The organism is Streptomyces sp. WMMB303 (assembly GCF_029351045.1).
In the GTDB taxonomy this organism is placed as follows: Bacteria; Actinomycetota; Actinomycetes; order Streptomycetales; family Streptomycetaceae; genus Streptomyces.
This window is the reverse complement of the sequence record NZ_JARKIN010000001.1, coordinates 3,510,386-3,526,675: the sequence shown is the minus strand read 5'-3', so window position 1 is coordinate 3,526,675 and position 16,290 is coordinate 3,510,386. Positions and strand designations below refer to the sequence as shown.

16 protein-coding genes and 1 tRNA gene are annotated in these 16,290 nt (G+C 70.5%); 8 read left to right on the top strand and 9 right to left on the bottom strand.

What is annotated here, in order from left to right; translation table 11 throughout:
- Nucleotides 1-74 precede the first annotated feature (74 nt).
- From P2424_RS15670 to P2424_RS15660, 3 genes are all read right to left on the bottom strand, one after another.
- The gene (locus P2424_RS15670) at nt 75-422 is read right to left on the bottom strand and encodes a rhodanese-like domain-containing protein (protein WP_276476347.1); all 348 of its coding nucleotides are present in this window, start codon (nt 420-422) and stop codon (nt 75-77) included.
- On the bottom strand, nt 419-1,324 hold the full coding sequence (locus P2424_RS15665; RefSeq protein ID WP_276476346.1) for a J domain-containing protein: 906 nt from the start codon (nt 1,322-1,324) through the stop codon (nt 419-421). Before P2424_RS15665 ends, P2424_RS15670 begins: the two co-directional genes overlap by 4 nt.
- Nucleotides 1,325-1,449: 125 nt before the next feature.
- Nucleotides 1,450-1,848, bottom strand: coding sequence for a helix-turn-helix domain-containing protein (locus P2424_RS15660; RefSeq protein ID WP_276476345.1), 399 nt, complete (start codon nt 1,846-1,848; stop codon nt 1,450-1,452).
- Between the two features lie 108 nt (nt 1,849-1,956).
- On the opposite strand from P2424_RS15660, the gene P2424_RS15655 reads away from it, so the two are divergent.
- On the top strand, nt 1,957-2,613 hold the full coding sequence (locus P2424_RS15655) for an NAD(P)H-dependent oxidoreductase (RefSeq protein WP_276476344.1): 657 nt from the start codon (nt 1,957-1,959) through the stop codon (nt 2,611-2,613).
- A 120-nt stretch (nt 2,614-2,733) separates the two neighbouring features.
- Here the strand turns inward: P2424_RS15655 and P2424_RS15650 are convergent.
- Nucleotides 2,734-2,817 (bottom strand) — tRNA-Leu (locus P2424_RS15650).
- Nucleotides 2,818-3,251: 434 nt separating this feature from the next.
- Between P2424_RS15650 and P2424_RS15645 the strand changes: the two genes are divergently transcribed.
- The 6 genes from P2424_RS15645 to pknB all read left to right on the top strand — a co-directional run bounded on the left by P2424_RS15645 (nt 3,252) and on the right by pknB (nt 11,361).
- The gene (locus P2424_RS15645) at nt 3,252-4,061 is read left to right on the top strand and encodes a DUF3662 and FHA domain-containing protein (RefSeq protein ID WP_276476343.1); all 810 of its coding nucleotides are present in this window, start codon (nt 3,252-3,254) and stop codon (nt 4,059-4,061) included.
- 10 nt (nt 4,062-4,071) lie between these two features.
- Nucleotides 4,072-4,581 (top strand): FHA domain-containing protein, encoded by a 510-nt coding sequence (locus P2424_RS15640; protein WP_019356785.1) that lies wholly within the window; start codon nt 4,072-4,074, stop codon nt 4,579-4,581.
- 21 nt (nt 4,582-4,602) lie between these two features.
- Nucleotides 4,603-6,297: a Stp1/IreP family PP2C-type Ser/Thr phosphatase gene (locus tag P2424_RS15635; protein WP_276476342.1), complete on the top strand. Its 1,695-nt coding sequence runs from the start codon at nt 4,603-4,605 to the stop codon at nt 6,295-6,297.
- Nucleotides 6,298-6,311: 14 nt separating this feature from the next.
- Nucleotides 6,312-7,736 carry an FtsW/RodA/SpoVE family cell cycle protein gene (locus P2424_RS15630; RefSeq protein WP_276476341.1) on the top strand — a complete coding sequence of 475 codons (1,425 nt, stop codon included), beginning with the start codon at nt 6,312-6,314 and terminating at the stop codon, nt 7,734-7,736.
- A complete protein-coding gene (locus tag P2424_RS15625) occupies nt 7,733-9,217 on the top strand; it encodes a penicillin-binding protein 2 (protein ID WP_276476340.1) in 1,485 nt (494 codons plus the stop codon). Before P2424_RS15630 ends, P2424_RS15625 begins: the two co-directional genes overlap by 4 nt.
- A 179-nt stretch (nt 9,218-9,396) precedes the next feature.
- Nucleotides 9,397-11,361, top strand: a complete 1,965-nt coding sequence (pknB, locus tag P2424_RS15620) for a Stk1 family PASTA domain-containing Ser/Thr kinase (RefSeq protein ID WP_276476339.1) — start codon at nt 9,397-9,399, stop codon at nt 11,359-11,361.
- Between the two features lie 205 nt (nt 11,362-11,566).
- On the opposite strand, the gene P2424_RS15615 is transcribed toward pknB, so the two are convergent.
- The 5 genes from P2424_RS15615 to P2424_RS15595 form a co-directional block, all read right to left on the bottom strand.
- Entirely contained in the window at nt 11,567-12,457 is an 891-nt protein-coding gene (locus P2424_RS15615) for a class E sortase (protein WP_276476338.1), read from the bottom strand.
- A gap of 59 nt (nt 12,458-12,516) precedes the next feature.
- On the bottom strand, nt 12,517-13,869 hold the full coding sequence (locus tag P2424_RS15610) for a class E sortase (RefSeq protein WP_276476337.1): 1,353 nt from the start codon (nt 13,867-13,869) through the stop codon (nt 12,517-12,519).
- Entirely contained in the window at nt 13,866-14,564 is a 699-nt protein-coding gene (locus tag P2424_RS15605; protein ID WP_276476336.1) for an aminodeoxychorismate/anthranilate synthase component II, read from the bottom strand. The genes P2424_RS15610 and P2424_RS15605 overlap by 4 nt, the downstream gene beginning before the upstream one ends.
- Nucleotides 14,561-14,770, bottom strand: a complete 210-nt coding sequence (locus P2424_RS15600) for a hypothetical protein (protein WP_276476335.1) — start codon at nt 14,768-14,770, stop codon at nt 14,561-14,563. The genes P2424_RS15605 and P2424_RS15600 overlap by 4 nt, the downstream gene beginning before the upstream one ends.
- A gap of 259 nt (nt 14,771-15,029) precedes the next feature.
- The gene (locus P2424_RS15595; protein ID WP_276476334.1) at nt 15,030-15,767 is read right to left on the bottom strand and encodes a DUF881 domain-containing protein; all 738 of its coding nucleotides are present in this window, start codon (nt 15,765-15,767) and stop codon (nt 15,030-15,032) included.
- 102 nt (nt 15,768-15,869) lie between these two features.
- On the opposite strand from P2424_RS15595, the gene crgA reads away from it, so the two are divergent.
- A complete protein-coding gene (crgA, locus tag P2424_RS15590; RefSeq protein ID WP_276476333.1) occupies nt 15,870-16,130 on the top strand; it encodes a cell division protein CrgA in 261 nt (86 codons plus the stop codon).
- The last annotated feature ends 160 nt before the right edge of the window (nt 16,131-16,290 follow it).

Below are 16,290 nucleotides of genomic sequence, written 5' to 3'. Positions count from 1 at the left end.
ACCGAGCCGAGACCCGAAGAGGCGCCCGGCACAGACCCGAGAGGGCACCCGGCGAGAGGGTCACCGGTGGGTCGTCACCGCACGAACGCCGGGTCCGCGTCGCCCTCCAGGGGGCGGCCCGCGCTCTGCCAGGCCAGCATCCCGCCGTCGACGTTGACCGCGTCCACGCCCTGCTGGGAGAGGTAGCCCGCGACCTGCGCCGAGCGGCCGCCGACCCGGCAGACGACGTACACCGGACCGCTGTCGCCGAGGCGTTCGGTCAGCTCGCCCTGCCGGGCGACGAACTCGCTCATCGGGATGTGCAGCGCGCCGGGAGCGCGTCCGGCGGCCCATTCGTCGTCCTCGCGGACGTCCAGCAGCAGTGCGTCGGCCGGCACGGAGGCGGCGTCGGTCTGCCGTACCTGCCCGGGAACGGGGTTCATTCCTGCTCTCCCTCTCTCAGCCGGGCGAGCTCCTGCTCGCGCTCGGCCACCTGTCCGAGCAGTTGCTCGGCGATCTCGTCCAGCAGTGCGTCGGGGTCGTCCGGCGCCAGCTTCAGCATGGCCCCGATGGCGCTCTCCTCCAGCTCCGCGGCCATGTCGGCGAGCATCTCCTTGCGCCGGGCCAGCCACTCGAGCCGGGCGTACAGCTCCTCGCTGCGCAGCAGTTCGGCCACGGGGCCGGGCAGCGGGCCCGCCGCCCACTCCTCGGCGAGCGCGGCGAGCGCGGATGCGTCACCGTCCGCGTACGCCTTGTTCACCCGCACGAGGAAGGCCTCCCGACGCTCGCGTTCGGCGTCGTCCTGCGCGAGGTCGGGGTGGGCCTTGCGCACCAGGTCCCGGTACGCCTTGCGGGCCTCCTCGCTGGGCCGGACCCGGCCCGGTGGGCTGACGGGCTCCTCGTTGAGCATGGCCTGGGCCTCGGGGAGCATGCCGGTCGAGTCGATCCAGCCGAAGAAGAGCTCCTCGACCTGGGGCATGGGCAGGACGGCGCCACGTGCCGCGTCGGCCTTCCGGATGTCCTCGGGGTCGCCGGTGCGGGCCGCGACGGTCTCCGCGATCTGCGCCTCCAGCTCGTCGAGCCGCGCGTAGACGGGGCCCAGCCGCTGGTGGTGCAGCCGGGAGAAGTTCTCCACCTCGACGCGGAAGGTCTCGACCGCGATCTCGTACTCGATCAGCGCGGCCTCCGCGGCCCGCACCGCCTTCTCCAGGCGCTCGGTGCCGGGTTCCGCGCTCGCCCCGGGCGGCCGGTTCGCCTCCGGGGCCTCCGCCCCGGAAACAGGTGGCTCCGGGGTGCCGCTCGCGGGGGGATCTTCGCTCGCCTGGGCGGGGGAGTTGGGGTTCATCGGGACCACCCTACGACCGCCGCGCACCGCCCCGTGGCCGGAAGCCCCCGCCTCGGGGCCGGAACCTCCACCGGGCCGGAGGGGTCGGCCGCGCCGGGGACGGGGAGCCGGGGAGCTTCCCCTGCTCAGCGCCGGAATGCCTCGGGGCAGGATCCCGCGGAGTCCGGGAGGTGGCCGTCGGCCCAGCGGGTGAGCTCGACCATGGCGGGCTTCAGCGCGTGCCCGGCGTCGGTGAGGCGGTAGCTGACCCGCAGCGGTGGGCCCTCCTCGACGGAGCGGAACACCAGGCCGAGCGTGGCCAGCTCGGTCAGCCGGTCGGAGAGCATCCGCTCGCTGATGCCCGGAACGGCGCGGCGCAGCTCGGCGAAGTGGCCCGGGCCGCTCATCAGGGCGGCCAGGATCAGCCCCGTCCATCGCTTGCCGAGCACGTGGAAGACCCGGGTGACGGCGCTGTCCGGCTCGGTGCAGATCGCGGCCGCGGCGCCCTCCTGCGACTGATCGCACACCTCTCCAAGCTCTGACATGGCTCCAGGATACTGCGCCGCCGCAAGCGGATGCAGAAAAGTAAGTACCTGTGTTATACCTAGCTACGTCGGAAAGTTCGACAGCTTACGAATCACTAGGAGCTTCCCATGGCCACCCTCCTGCACCTCGACGCCTCGGTCTTCCCCGACGGCGGCTCGGTCTCCCGCTCGGTCACCGCCTCCTTCCGCGAGGCCTGGCAGGCCCAGCACCCGGACGGACAGGTGATCTACCGCGACCTGAACGCGGACCCGGTCCCACACCTGGAGGGCCTCGGCGCCGGCGCCGGCTTCACGCCCCCGGCGGACCGCACCGCCGAGCAGGCCGCCGCCTTCGCCCTGCGCGAGCAGCTGATCGGGGAACTGGAGGCGGCGGACGCCGTGCTGATCGGCGCCCCGATGTACAACTACGCGATTCCCTCGACTCTCAAGGCATGGCTGGACCACGTGATCCTGATGGGGCGCACCACCGCCGCCGAGACCCGGACGGCCGCGGGGAAGCCCGCCACCGTGGTCGCCAGCCGGGGCGGCGGCTACGGTCCCGGCACCCCGCGTGAGAACTTCGAGTTCGTCCTGCCCTACCTGCAGACGGTGCTGGGCCCCGAGGGCTTCGGGCTGGATGTCGAGTTCATCGTGCCGGAGCTCACGCTGGCGGAGACGACGCCGGGCATGGAGCACCTCGTCGAGCCGTCCAGGGCCTCCCGAGCCCGGGCGCACGAGGCCGCCGAGAGCCGCGGCAAGGAACTGGCCGCCCGGCTCGCCGCCTGACCGACGAGCACCCGGCTGACGAGCGCCCGACCGACGGCCGCCGGACCCGGCGCTTGGACCGCGCCTCCCGCAGAACATGACGAAGGCCCCCACCGAACCCGGTGAGGGCCTTCGTCGCTGTGCGCGAGGGGGGAGTTGAACCCCCACGTCCTTTCGGACACTGGAACCTGAATCCAGCGCGTCTGCCTATTCCGCCACCCGCGCATTGGGTGTTGCCGGCTCGCCCGGTGCGGGCGCCTGCCGACATCCAGAAGATTAGCACGCTGCCGGGGGTGGACTCACATCCGTATTCCACCCCGCCACCTCGGAGGCTTCCGCCGGGCACCGCCCACGGGGCCCGCGTGCCCGACCGGACACTCGGTGCGGGACTCAGCACGGGCGCTCTACTATCCATGCAAGGGTGTAGGGCGGTACGGGACTGCGGGCGGGGGCACGCGCGGACCACTGTGAGGGGCAACACTTGAGCACCGGGCCCCGATGGGGAACCAGTCGTTCCCTCCGCGCGTGGATACGATCAGTAAGCAGTACCGCGGAAGCGTCGTGCCCGAAAGCCGGGGACACTGGGACGGAGACATCGAGACAGGCGCCAGGGACGTAGCGGGCACTAGGCCGGAGAACAGCTGGGAAGGAGGTGCGTCGTGGGAGTACTGAAGCGGTTCGAGCAGCGGCTCGAAGGACTCGTGAACGGCACCTTCGCGAAGGTGTTCAAATCCGAGGTGCAGCCCGTGGAGATCGCGGGCGCCCTCCAGCGCGAGTGCGACAACAACGCAACGATCTGGAATCGCGAGCGCACGGTCGTCCCCAACGACTTCGTCGTGGAACTCAGCCCGCCCGACTACGAGCGGCTCAGCCCCTACTCGGGCCAGCTCGGGGACGAACTCGCCAGCATGGTGCGGGATTACGCCAAACAGCAGCGCTACACGTTCATGGGCCCGATCAAGGTCCATCTGGAGAAGGCCGACGATCTCGACACCGGCCTGTACCGGGTGCGCAGCCGCACCCTCGCCTCCAGCACCTCCCAGCAGGCCCCGCAGCAGGGCGGCGCGGCCCCGGCCGACGCCGGCGGCGGATACCCGCCGCGCCCCGCGTCGGCGCCGCCCGTGCCCGCCTCCCCGCCGTCCTACGCGCCGGGCCCCTCCGGTTCGGCCGGGCCGCTGCCGGGCTCCGAGACGCGGCGCTGGGTCGAGATCAACGGCAACCGGCACCAGATCTCCGGCCCGACGCTGGTACTCGGCCGCAGCACGGAGGCCGACGTACGGATCGACGACCCCGGAGTCTCCCGCCGGCACTGCGAGATCCGGGCCGGAAACCCCTCCTCGATCCAGGATCTGGGCTCCACGAACGGGATCGTGGTAGACGGACAGCACACCACGCGCGCTACGCTCCGCGACGGCTCACGCGTCGTCGTGGGCAGTACCACGATCATTTACCGGCAAGCCGAAGGGTGAAGCGGGGGCAATGTCAGAGCTGACCCTCACGGTCATGCGGTTGGGGTTTCTCGCCGTACTGTGGCTGTTCGTCATCGTGTCCATCCAGGTCATCAGGAGTGACCTGTTCGGCACCAGGGTGACGCAGCGCACCGCCCGGCGCGCCGAAGCCCAGCGCCCCGCGCAGCGTCCCCAGCCGCAGCAGGCCCCGCAGGGCGGCGGCGGCAGGCGCGGGCGCGGCCGGAACGCCCCCAGCAAACTGGTCGTCACCGAGGGGTCGCTCACCGGCACCACCGTGGCCCTCCAGGGGCAGACCATCACCCTGGGCCGCGCGCACGACTCCACGATCGTGCTGGACGACGACTACGCGTCCAGCCGGCATGCCAGGATCTACCCGGACCGTGACGGCAAGTGGATCGTCGAGGACCTCGGGTCGACCAACGGCACGTATCTCGACCGGACCCGGCTCACCACACCGACGCCGATCCCGCTCGAAGCGCCGATCCGTATCGGCAAGACGGTCATCGAGCTGCGGAAGTAGTACCGACATGACGACCGGAGGGTGGGCACCGTGCGGATGTACCCGGAGCCGACGGGCGAGGTGCGCATGAGCCTGTCACTGCACTTCGCCGCCGGATCACACGACGGCATGATCCGCGAGCACAACGAGGACTCGGGCTACGCCGGTCCGCGACTGCTCGCGGTCGCCGACGGCATGGGCGGCCAGGCCGCCGGGGAGGTCGCCTCCTCCGAGGTGATCTCCGCCATGGTCCAGCTCGACGAGGACATCCCCGGCTCGGACATCCTCACCTCCCTCGGGACGACCGTGCAGCGCGCCAACGACCAGTTGCGCGTGATGGTCGAGGAGGACCCGCAGCTCGAGGGCATGGGCACCACCCTGACCGCGCTGCTGTGGACGGGGCAGCGGCTCGGCCTGGTGCACGTCGGCGACTCCCGCGCCTACCTGCTGCGGGACGGCCAGCTCACCCAGATCACCCAGGACCACACCTGGGTGCAGCGGCTGGTGGACGAGGGCCGGATCACCGAGGAAGAGGCCACCACGCACCCGCAGCGCTCGCTCCTGATGCGGGCCCTGGGCAGCGGCGACCATGTGGAGCCGGACCTCTCGATCCGCGAGGTGCGGGCCGGGGACCGCTACCTGCTGTGCTCGGACGGGCTCTCGGCGGTGGTCTCGCACCAGACGATCGAGGAGACGCTGGCCGGCTACCACGGCCCGCAGGACACCGTGCAGGAGCTGATCCAGCTCGCGCTGCGCGGCGGCGGGCCCGACAACATCACCTGCATCGTCGCCGACGTGCTGGACGTGGACGCCCTCCACCCCGAGGACACCGTGCACGGCCGGCTCAACGACACCCCCGTCATCGTGGGCGCCGTCGCCGAGAGCCAGCAGGCACCGGGCGGCGACGGCACGGCGCCCAGCACCCCGGCGGCCCGTGCGGCCGAGCTCGGACGCGGCGGAGGAGTGCCCCAGCAGAGCGGCTCCGCGGCCCCCGAGGGCTTCGGCCCGCCGAACGCCGACCCGGCCCCGCCGGCCGGCGCGTTCGGTCCCTACACCGACGAGGACTTCGCCAAGCCCGCCAAGCGCAAGGGCCGCTGGCTCAAGCGCTCGCTGTGGATCGCGCTGGCGCTGGCCGTGGCGGGCGGCGGCCTGTACGGCGGCTACCGGTGGACGCAGACGCAGTACTACGTCGGCGCCAACGAGGACCATGTCGCTCTCTTCCGGGGCATCAACCAGGAGCTGGCCGGCGTCAAGCTGCACAAGGTCGACCAGGACCACCCCGAGATCGAACTCAAGTACCTCGCCGGTTTCCAGCGCAAGGAACTCCGCGAGTCGATCGCGATGAACAGCCGCGACGAGGCCCGCGCCAAGCTGGACGAGCTGAGCGCGCAGTCCGAGGTCTGCAAGATCGTCGCCGAGCGGAAGAAGAACCCCGACTCCGGGGACAAGGACAAGGGCGACAAGGGCGACAAGGACAAGGACTCCGGCGGGGCGGACGACTCCGAGAAGAAGCGCAAGGACGAGCAGAACGCACCCGGTGACGCGACCACCGGCGGCACCGGCACGGGTACCGCGGGTGTCGGCGAGGCCGGCAACGGTGTGGGCACCGTCGCGCACACCGCCTTCACCTCCGGCTCCACCAACGACACCACTGACGCCGCCTCCAGCACTCCCTCGCCGAGCCCCGAGCTTTCGGAGAAGCAGCAGGAGCTGGCCAAGCAGTGCACCGGGCCGTAGGGGGCGGCACAGGCATGAGCAACCTCACCAACACGGGCAGCAACACCACCGTGTCCTCGGGCGGACTGCCCAGCCGCCGCAACACCGAGCTGGCGATGCTCGTCTTCGCGGTGCTCGTCCCCGTCTTCGCGTACGCCAACGTGGGACTGGCGATCAACGACGAGCTGCCCTCCGGCATGCTCGGCTACGGCTTCGGGATGGTGCTGCTGGCGGGGGTCGGCCACCTGGTGGTGCGCCGGTACGCGCCGTACGCGGACCCGCTGCTGCTGCCGCTGGCCACCCTGCTCAACGGGCTCGGGCTGGTGCTGATCTGGCGGCTGGACCAGTCCGAGCGGCTGCGCCAGCGCGCCGAGAGCCTCTTCGGCAGCTTCAGCCCGGACGCGCCCAAGCAGCTGCTGTACTCCGCGATCGGGCTGGCCCTGTTCGTGGCGATCCTGCTGCTGCTGAAGGACCACCGCGTCCTGCAGCGCTACACCTACATCTCGATGGCCGTCGGCCTGGTGCTGCTGGTCCTTCCGGTGTTCTTCCCGCCGGTCAACGGGGCCCGGATCTGGGTGAAGCTGGGCTTCATCAACCTGCAGCCGGGTGAATTCGTGAAGATCATCATCGCGGTGTTCTTCGCGGGCTACCTGATGGTCAAGCGGGACGCGCTGGCCCTGGCGTCCCGCCGCTTCATGGGGCTGTACCTGCCGCGCGGCCGGGACCTCGGCCCGATCCTCGTCATCTGGGCACTGAGCCTGATGATCCTGGTCTTCGAGACCGACCTGGGCACCTCGCTGCTCTTCTTCGGCCTCTTCGTGATCATGCTGTACGTCGCCACCGAGCGCACCAGCTGGATCGTCTTCGGTCTGCTGCTGTCGGCCGGCGGCGCCACGGTCGTGGCCACGTTCGAACCGCACGTGCAGGACCGCGTCCAGGCGTGGCTGCACCCCTTCGCCAAGGAGACCATCGAGAGCACCGGCAGCGACCAGATCGCCCAGTCGCTGTGGGCCTTCGGTTCCGGCGGGGTGCTCGGCACCGGCTGGGGCCAGGGCAACTCCGACCTGATCGGCTTCGCCGCCAACTCCGACTTCATCCTCGCCACGGTCGGCGAGGAACTCGGGCTGACCGGCATGATGGCCGTCCTGATCATCTACGGGCTGATCGTCGAGCGCGGTGTGCGCATCTCGCTCGCCGCCCGCGACCCGTTCGGCAAGCTGCTCGCCGTCGGCCTCTCCGGCGCCTTCGGGCTCCAGGTCTTCGTCGTCGCGGGCGGCGTGATGGGCCTGATCCCGCTGACCGGTATGACGATGCCGTTCCTGGCCTCCGGCGGCTCCTCGGTGCTCGCCAACTGGGCACTGATCGGCATCCTGATCAGGATCAGCGACACCGCCCGCCGCCCGGCGCCCGCACCCGCACCGTCACCCGACGCCGAGATGACCCAGGTGGTCCGACCGTGAACAAGCCCCTGCGCCGCATCGCGATCTTCTGCGGTCTGCTGGTCCTGGCCCTGCTCGTACGGACCAACTGGCTGCAGTTCGTGCAGGCGGACGAGCTCAAGACCGACCCGAAGAACCGGCGCGTGGACATCGCGCGCTACGCCCAGCCCCGCGGCAACATCATCGTGGACGGCAAGGCGGTCACCGGCTCGACGGTCGTCAACGGCACCGACTTCAAGTACAAGCGCACCTACAAGAACGGCAAGCTGTGGTCGCCGGTCACGGGGTACGCCTCCCAGCGGATCGGTGCCAACCAGCTGGAGAAGCTCTACGACTCGTTCCTGACGGGCGACGACGACCGGCTGTTCTTCAACCGCACCATCGACATGATCACCGGGAAGCCGCAGAAGGGCGGCAACGTCGTCACGACGCTCAACGCCAAGGCGCAGAAGGCGGCCTACGACGGGCTCGGCGACAAGAAGGGCGCCGTCGCGGCCATCAACCCGAAGACCGGCGCCATCCTCGCGCTGGCCAACAAGCCCTCCTACGACCCGTCCACCTTCGCGGGCATCAGCGGCGAGGACGGGGAGAAGTTCAAGAAGCTGGACGACGACGAGGACCAGCCGATGCTCAACCGGGCGCTGCGCCAGACGTACCCGCCCGGCTCCACCTTCAAGGTCGTCACCGCGGCGGCGGGGCTGGAGAGCGGTGACTACGACATCGACTCCAAGACGGACTCCGAGGACCCGTACCGGCTGCCGAACTCGTCCACCGACCTGGGCAACGAGGGCAACAACCCGGCGTGCAAGAACGCCTCGATCCGGGTCGCGCTCCAGTGGTCGTGCAACACCGTCTTCGCGAAGATGAGCGACGAGCTGGGCAACGACAAGATGATCGAGGAAGCCGAGAAGTTCGGCTTCGAGAAGGACGTCAAGGGCGGCACGCTGGACCCCGACCTGGACACCCCGGTACGGCCCGCGAAGAGCATCTACCCCGAGGACAACCGTCCGCAGAACGCGATGGCGGGCATCGGCCAGGCGTCCAACCGCGCCACCCCGCTGCAGATGGCCATGGTCGCCTCGGCCGTCGCCAACGACGGCAAGCTGATGAAGCCCTACATGGTCGATCAGCTCGTCGCGCCGAATCTCAACGTGGTCGAGCAGACCAAGCCGGAGGAGCTGAGCCGGCCGGTCTCGCCGGAGAACGCGCAGAAGCTCCAGTCGGCCATGGAGACCGTCGTGGAGAAGGGCACCGGAACCTCGGGCAAGATCCCCGGCGTCACGGTGGGCGGCAAGACCGGTACCGCGCAGCACGGTGAGAACAACAAGGACAACCCGTACGCGTGGTTCATCTCGTACGCGAAGACCGGTGACGGATCTCCCGTCGCGGTCGCCGTCGTGGTGGAGAGTTCCGACACACTCCGCAGCGACATCGCGGGCGGCAAGCTGGCGGCCCCGATCGCCAAGGGCGTGATGGAGGCCGTCCTCGACGGCAAGCACTGACAGACGCCGCCCGCATCGGGTGAGGCCGGTCACCACGGCCGCACCGGGCACGCACCCTGTGGCGGGTACCGTATGCCGAGCAGCACACCGCCGTGCCGCAAGCGTGGGGGTACTTCCCAGCCGGAGGCTGGGGGAGCTCCACGCCCGGCGGCACGGAAGACCGGAGAGGGCTGGAGACTATGGAAGAGCCGCGTCGCCTAGGCGGCCGGTACGAGCTGGGCTCGGTGCTCGGCCGCGGAGGCATGGCCGAGGTCTACGTCGCCCAGGACACCCGGCTGGGCCGCACGGTCGCGGTCAAGACGCTCCGCGTGGACCTCGCCCGAGATCCGTCGTTCCAGGCCCGCTTCCGCCGCGAGGCCCAGTCGGCCGCCTCACTCAACCACCCGGCGATCGTCGCGGTCTACGACACGGGCGAGGACTACGTCGACGGGGTCTCCATCCCGTACATCGTCATGGAGTACGTGGACGGCTCCACGCTGCGTGAACTGCTGCACTCCGGGCGCAAGCTGCTGCCCGAGCGATCCATGGAGATGTGTGTCGGCATCCTCCAGGCGCTGGAGTACAGCCACCGCAACGGCATCGTCCACCGCGACATCAAGCCCGCGAACGTCATGCTGACCCGCACCGGTCAGGTGAAGGTCATGGACTTCGGCATCGCGCGCGCCATGGGCGACTCCGGCATGACCATGACGCAGACGGCCGCCGTGATCGGCACGGCGCAGTACCTCTCCCCCGAGCAGGCCAAGGGCGAGACCGTCGACTCCCGCTCCGACCTGTACTCCACCGGCTGCCTGCTGTACGAGCTGCTGACCGTCCGGCCGCCGTTCGTCGGCGACTCCCCGGTCGCCGTCGCCTACCAGCACGTCCGCGAGGAGCCGCAGCCGCCCAGCGCCTTCGACCCCGAGATCGCACCCGCCATGGACGCGATCGTGATGAAGGCGCTCGTCAAGGACCCGGACTACCGGTACCAGAGCGCGGACGAGATGCGCGCCGACATCGAGGCGTGCCTGGACGGCCAGCCCGTCGCCGCCGCGGCCATGGGCGCGGTGGGCTACCCCGAGGACCAGCCCACCGCGGCGCTGCGCGCCCAGGAGCCGCAGACCTCCATGCTGCCGCCGATGCGCTCGGACGACGGCGGCTTCTACGACGAACAGCGCAGCCGCCGCAAGGGCAAGAACCCGCTCTCGACGATCCTGCTGGCGCTCGCCGTGATCCTGGTGCTGGTCGGTGCGATCTTCGTCGGCAAGGCGCTGCTCGAGTCGCCCAGCAACGATGTCGACGTCCCCAACGTCACCGGGCTGTCCGCGTCCGAGGCCGAGGAGCAACTCGGCAACTCCGGGCTGAAGGCGGCCAAGGGTGACAGCGTCTACTGCGACGAGAAGAAGGACACCGTCTGCAAGACGGACCCGGGCATCGGCGAGAGCGTCGAGCCCGACAGCACCGTCAGCCTGATCATGTCCAAGGGACCGCGGGACGAGGCGCCCCGCAGCGTGCCCGACGTCACCGGCGACGTCTACGCGGACGCCAAGCAGAAGCTCAACGAGGCGGGCTTCAAGGTCGTCAAGAAGCAGCAGGAGTCCGAGGACCAGCAGGCCGGGACCGTGCTCAGCCAGGACCCCGGCGTCGGCCAGAAGGCCAAGAAGGGCTCCGAGGTCACGCTGACCGTGGCCACCGAGTCCCGGCCGACCGTGCCCAACGTCGTCGACAAGCCCTTCGACCAGGCCAAGAGCCAGCTCGAAGCGCTCGGCTTCAAGGTCTCCAAGACCGAGCAGGAGAACGGGGACAAGCCGGCCGGCACCGTGCTCAAGCAGGACCCGGGCACCGGCAAGCAGCCGGAGGGCAGCACCATCACGCTGACCGTCGCCAAGGCCCCCGCCGACCAGCCCGCCACCGTCCCGGACGTCACCAACCAGAAGCTCAAGGACGCCAAGAAGGCGCTCCAGGACGCCGGCTTCCAGATCGGCAACGTCCGGGGCCCGCAGGACGGCAATGCCGTCGTGATGACCACCAACCCGCCGCCCAACACCCAGGGGAAGAAGGGCGACAAGGTCAACATCATGACGCGGCCCGGCGGCCCGGGCGACGGCAACGGCGGCGGAGGCGGTGACGACGGCTTCTTCGGCGGGAACTGGGGTTCCGACTGACCCGCGGTCCGCACCGGGGCCGGGCCGGCTGACAGCCGGCCGGGCTCGGCGGACCCGCTTCGACGGCGGGCGGCGACCGCGAGCCGGTAGTACCGGCTCCGGACGGCGCCCGCCGTTCGCGTACGCGGGGTCCGGGTCCGGGGTCCGGGTCCGGGGTCCGGGGCACGACGGATGCGCGCGGGTTCGCCGGTGGTGCGCGGGCGGCTCAGCGGAGTTCGGCCGGGGGCGTCCGGTCCTCGTCGACGTCCTCGGTGCGCACGAGTTCGCCCCAGACCACGTAGCGGTACTTGGAGGTGTAGACGGGCGTGCAGGTGGTGAGGGTGATGTAGCGGCCGCGCTGCTTCTTGCCCGACTCCTTCGGGATCGGGTCCACCACGTCGACGTTGTACTTCGAGGTCTGCGGCAGCGTCGCGAACACCCTGTAGACGAACCAGGTGTTCTTGGTCTCGAAGACGACCGCGTCGCCCTCGTCCATCTTGTCGATGTTGTGGAACTTGGCCCCGTGCCCGTCGCGGTGCGCGGCGAGCGCGAAGTTGCCCGACTGATCCTGCGGCAGTCCGGACTTGACGGGCTCGGTGTAGTAACCCGCGATGCCCTGGTTCAGCTCCTTCGGGTCGGTGCCCTTCTTGACCAGGATGTCGTCCGAGGACATCGACGGCACGTGCAGGAAGCCGATGCCGTCCCGGGTGTCGAGATTACCGGGGCCGCGGTCGGCCGCCCAGTGCTCGCGCACCCGGTTGCTCTCCTTCGCGGCCTGCCGGTCGGCGAGCACGTTCGTCCACCACAGCGAGTAGACGACGAACAGCGCGAGCACCAGCCCGGCGGTGATGAGCAGTTCGCCGAACACCGCCACGGCCATCGCCATCGCCCCGCGCCGCGGATTCGCCGGGGAGTCCTCGGCGGACTCGCCGGACTGGTCGGACTCGGCGGACTCGGCGGGGACGTCGGCATCCGCGGACTTCCCGCTCCCCGCGGGGTCGGCGGACTCCGCGGAGTCACCGCTCTGCGCGGGCTCCGTACCCTCCGCGGCGGCGGTCTCGTCGGCCGGGTCCGGGGTTTCCGTCGTACCGGCGGTCTCCCGCTTGCCCTTGCTCACCTGCTGCCGCCTCCGCCGCCGTCTCGCTGGTCACCACCCCGGGCTCCGCCCGTCGGGTGTCAGTCGACGAGCGCGTCCGGCTTGCCCTTGCTGCGCGGACGTTCGTCCACCATTTTGCCCCAGACGATCAGACGGTACTTGGATGTGAATTCCGGTGTGCAGGTGGTGAGCGTGATGTAACGACCGGGCTCCGAGAAACCCGACTTGGGCGGAACCGGGTCGATCACCCCCGTATCGGACGGGGAGGTGGACGGAAGCTGCCGCGTCACCTTGTACGTGTAGTACTTCGACCGGGTCTCGACCACGACCTCGTCGCCCGCCTGCAACTTGTTGATGTAGCGGAACGGTTCACCGTGGGTGTTGCGGTGCCCCGCGAGGGCGAAGTTGCCCTTCTCGTCCCAGGGCATGGCGGTCTTGAGGGGCTTCTTGTCGTAGTGGCCGACCATGCCCTTGTCCAGCACCTTCTCCTTGGAGACGCCCTGGGCGACGGGCCGGGTGATGTCGATCTTCGGGATATGGATGATCGCGAAGCCCTCACCGGGCTTGAAGGCACCGGCTTTGCGTTCGGGGTCGACACCGTCCTCGGAACCGCGCTCGTCCCACTGCTGCTGGAGCTTGTCGGTGGCGCCGTTCGCCTGCTGGTCGGCACGGACATTGGTCCACCACAACTGGTAGGCGACGAACAGCAGCATCAGCACACCGCATGTGATGAACACCTCGCCGATGGCCCGGCTGGCGATCATGCCGGGACCCGGCCGCAGCGCCCGGGCGGCCCTGCGGGCCTCCAACCGGGTCGGCCCGGGCGGGCGCTCCGTGCGCGACCGGGGAGGGAACTCCTCGGCGCGCGGCTGCCGCAGCCCCACGGTGCTGCGGTCGTCCCGGTCCGGCTGCCCTCCGCCGCCGTACCGGCCGTTCTCCGGGCCCGCAGGCGGGACGGGCCCCCGGACGAACCGCGGCTCGGGCTCGGCCGTCGGCGCCCGCCGCCCCGACTGCATCTGCCCCACGGGCGGCTGCGGAGACTGCGACTGCTGCGGGAACTGCGGCTGTGCGGCCCCCGTGTACGGCTCGTACGGTGCTGCCGAGTACCAGGTGGCCTCCTGGCCCGCGTCGGCCGCGTACGGGCCTCCAGCCGCCGTCTGCGGCCCCGGCGGCGGCTGCGGCGGCTCGTGGCCTGCCCGCGGCCCGGACGGTCCCGGGGAGCCGGACGGCGGCGGCTCAGGCTGCGCGTGCGGGTGCCGCTCCGGCCCCGGCTGCGCACGGGGCGGCTCCGGCGGACGTCCGCCCGGGAGCGGGTCGTTGAGCGGGTCCGCGAGGGCGTCGACGGCCGCGCGATAGCGGTCGTACTCGGGATCGTGCCCGGACCCGTACCGGTGACCGTCCGCCTCCTCGCCACCGCGATGGCCCGGGGTCACCCGGTGACCGTCCCCAGACCGGCGCCGCGCGGCACCTCCAGCCCCGCGGAGCGCTCCACGGCGCCGGTGTCACCGCAGCGCACCAGCCAGTTGGCCAGCATCCGGTGGCCGCCCTCGGTGAGGACCGACTCGGGGTGGAACTGGACCCCCTCGACGGGCAGCTCGCGGTGGCGCAGCCCCATCACCAGGCCGGCCCCGCCGGTGCCGGCCCCCTGAGCGGGGGTGGCGGCGTCCGCGCCGCCCGGCGCCGTCCAGGCCGTGACCTCCAGCGTGTCCGGGAGCGCACCGCGGACGGCCAGCGAGTGGTAGCGCGTCGCGGTGAAGGGCGAGGGCAGTCCGGCGAACACGCCCGCACCCTCGTGCGAGACGACGGAGGTCTTGCCGTGCAGCAGCTCGGGCGCCCGGCCGACGACGCCGCCGTAGGCGACCGCCATCGACTGCATGCCCAGGCAGACCCCGAAGACGGGAATACCGCGGGCCGCGCAGTGCCGCACCATGCCGATGCAGACTCCGGCCTCCTCGGGTGCGCCCGGTCCGGGGGAGAGGAGCACCCCGTCGAAGCCCGCCTCGGCGTGTCCCGGCTCGACCTCGTCGTTGCGGACCACCTCGCAGGTGGCGCCGAGCTGGTAGAGGTACTGGACGAGGTTGAAGACGAAGCTGTCGTAGTTGTCCACGACCAGGATCCGGGCGCTCACGGCGTGCCTCCCGCGACCGTGCCCGCGATCCCGGCGGCCCGGCCGGCGGCACCGTCCACGGTCACGTCGTTGAAGGGCAGCAGCGGCTCCGCCCACGGGAAGACGTATTGGAACAGCAGAAAGACGGCCCCGGTCACCAGTACCGCCGAAATCAGTGCGCGTACATAGACGTTGCCCGGCAGATGCCGCCAGATCCAGCCGTACATCCCGCGATGCCGTCCTCTCTCCTCCCGCGCCCGTCGGGCACGCATGCCGTTCGGCCCACCCAAGAGTACGGCGTCAGAGTACGGCCTCGGCGCGTGAGCGCGTCCGTCTTCCCCACGCTCGCCGACCGGGTGCCGTCCGGCCGCGCCCAGGCGATCGACCGGTGGCTGCCGGCCCGCTTCCCGTCGGCCGCGAACATCCGTGCCGCGGACCTGTTCGGCAGGGACGTGCTCGGCCCGGGAGGGCCCGGCGCGGGCACGCTCACCGCACGGGCTCGGCCTGCTGGAGATCCACTGTGCCGGAGTAGCCGGGAAGCGTCATCGCCTTGTGCTCCTCGACCTTCCAGCCGAGACCGTAGGCGTCCACGTACTCGAGGTAGTTGCGGATCGCGGGAGCCTTGTCGAGCGCGGTGCGCAGCTGCTCCCGGTCCCCGACGGCGCTGACCTTGTAGGGCGGGGAATAGACGCGGCCCTGGAGGATGAGGGTGTTGCCCACGCAGCGCACGGCACTGGTGGAGATGAGCCGCTGGTCCATCACCTTGATGCCCTTGGCGCCGCCCTGCCACAGGGCGTTGACGACCGCCTGCAGGTCCTGCTGGTGGATGACCAGGTCATTGGGCTCGGGGTCGGGGAGTCCGGGGACCTTGGCGGTGGCGTTGCTGGGGGCGTCGTCCAGGGTGACGGTCAGCCCCTGGCCGGACAGCTTCTTGAGTCCCGCGCGCTTCTCCAGGTCGTCGAGCCTGCGGTCCTGGTCGCGGGTGCTGCCGTCGTCGCGCCGGGCGAGCTTGTCGACCTGGCGGCGGAGCCCGGCCGCCTGGCGGTCCAGCTCCGCGTTCTGCCTGCTGCGCTCCTGGATGAGGTCGGAGAGCCGCAGCATCGAACTGTCGCTGCGGATGTTCGTCCCTTGCGCCGTGTTGAAGCTGACCCAGAAGATGAGGCCCGCGAGGGCGAAGACACCTATGGCAGCCAGCCGTGCAGGCCGGATCAACGATCTGGTCACCGTACCCTTGTCTCCCTCCACCCTGGGAAAGCACTACGCTAACGGACCACCGTCCCCATGGGCCGTACGGCGGTCAGCAGAGCATCGACAGGAGAGTCTCTCGTGCCGAAGTCACGTACCCGGAAGAAAGCGGACTTCACGCCCCCGCCGGAGAAGAAGGCCACCAACATCGACCTGCGTGGTGGCGGACGCCGCTGGGTCGCGCCGCTGATGCTGGCGCTGTTCGGCATCGGCCTCGCCTGGATCGTGGTGTTCTACGTCACCAACAACTCGCTTCCGGTCGAGTCGCTGGGCAACTGGAACATCGTGGTCGGCTTCGGCTTCATCGCGACCGGCTTCGTCGTCTCCACCCAGTGGAAATAAGAGTTATCCACAGGCTGATCCACAGCCTTGGATAACTCACAAGATCTGTGGATAACTTTCTGGGTGTTGACGCCGATGTGACTGCACCGGCGCCGGGAAGAGCCCAGGTCGACCCTGCAATAGCAAGGGATGCGCACACCTGAGCGAAGACGGCCTCGAG

What these genes read in the sequence shown, in the direction of transcription:
- P2424_RS15670 (WP_276476347.1), bottom strand. Translation starts at nt 422, where the DNA reads ATGAACCCCGTTCCCGGGCAGGTACGGCAGACCGACGCCGCCTCCGTG.
- P2424_RS15665 (WP_276476346.1), bottom strand. Translation starts at nt 1,324, where the DNA reads ATGAACCCCAACTCCCCCGCCCAGGCGAGCGAAGATCCCCCCGCGAGC.
- P2424_RS15660 (WP_276476345.1), bottom strand. Translation starts at nt 1,848, where the DNA reads ATGTCAGAGCTTGGAGAGGTGTGCGATCAGTCGCAGGAGGGCGCCGCG.
- P2424_RS15655 (WP_276476344.1), top strand. Translation starts at nt 1,957, where the DNA reads ATGGCCACCCTCCTGCACCTCGACGCCTCGGTCTTCCCCGACGGCGGC.
- P2424_RS15640 (WP_019356785.1), top strand. Translation starts at nt 4,072, where the DNA reads ATGTCAGAGCTGACCCTCACGGTCATGCGGTTGGGGTTTCTCGCCGTA.
- P2424_RS15630 (WP_276476341.1), top strand. Translation starts at nt 6,312, where the DNA reads ATGAGCAACCTCACCAACACGGGCAGCAACACCACCGTGTCCTCGGGC.
- pknB (WP_276476339.1), top strand. Translation starts at nt 9,397, where the DNA reads ATGGAAGAGCCGCGTCGCCTAGGCGGCCGGTACGAGCTGGGCTCGGTG.
- P2424_RS15600 (WP_276476335.1), bottom strand. Translation starts at nt 14,770, where the DNA reads ATGTACGGCTGGATCTGGCGGCATCTGCCGGGCAACGTCTATGTACGC.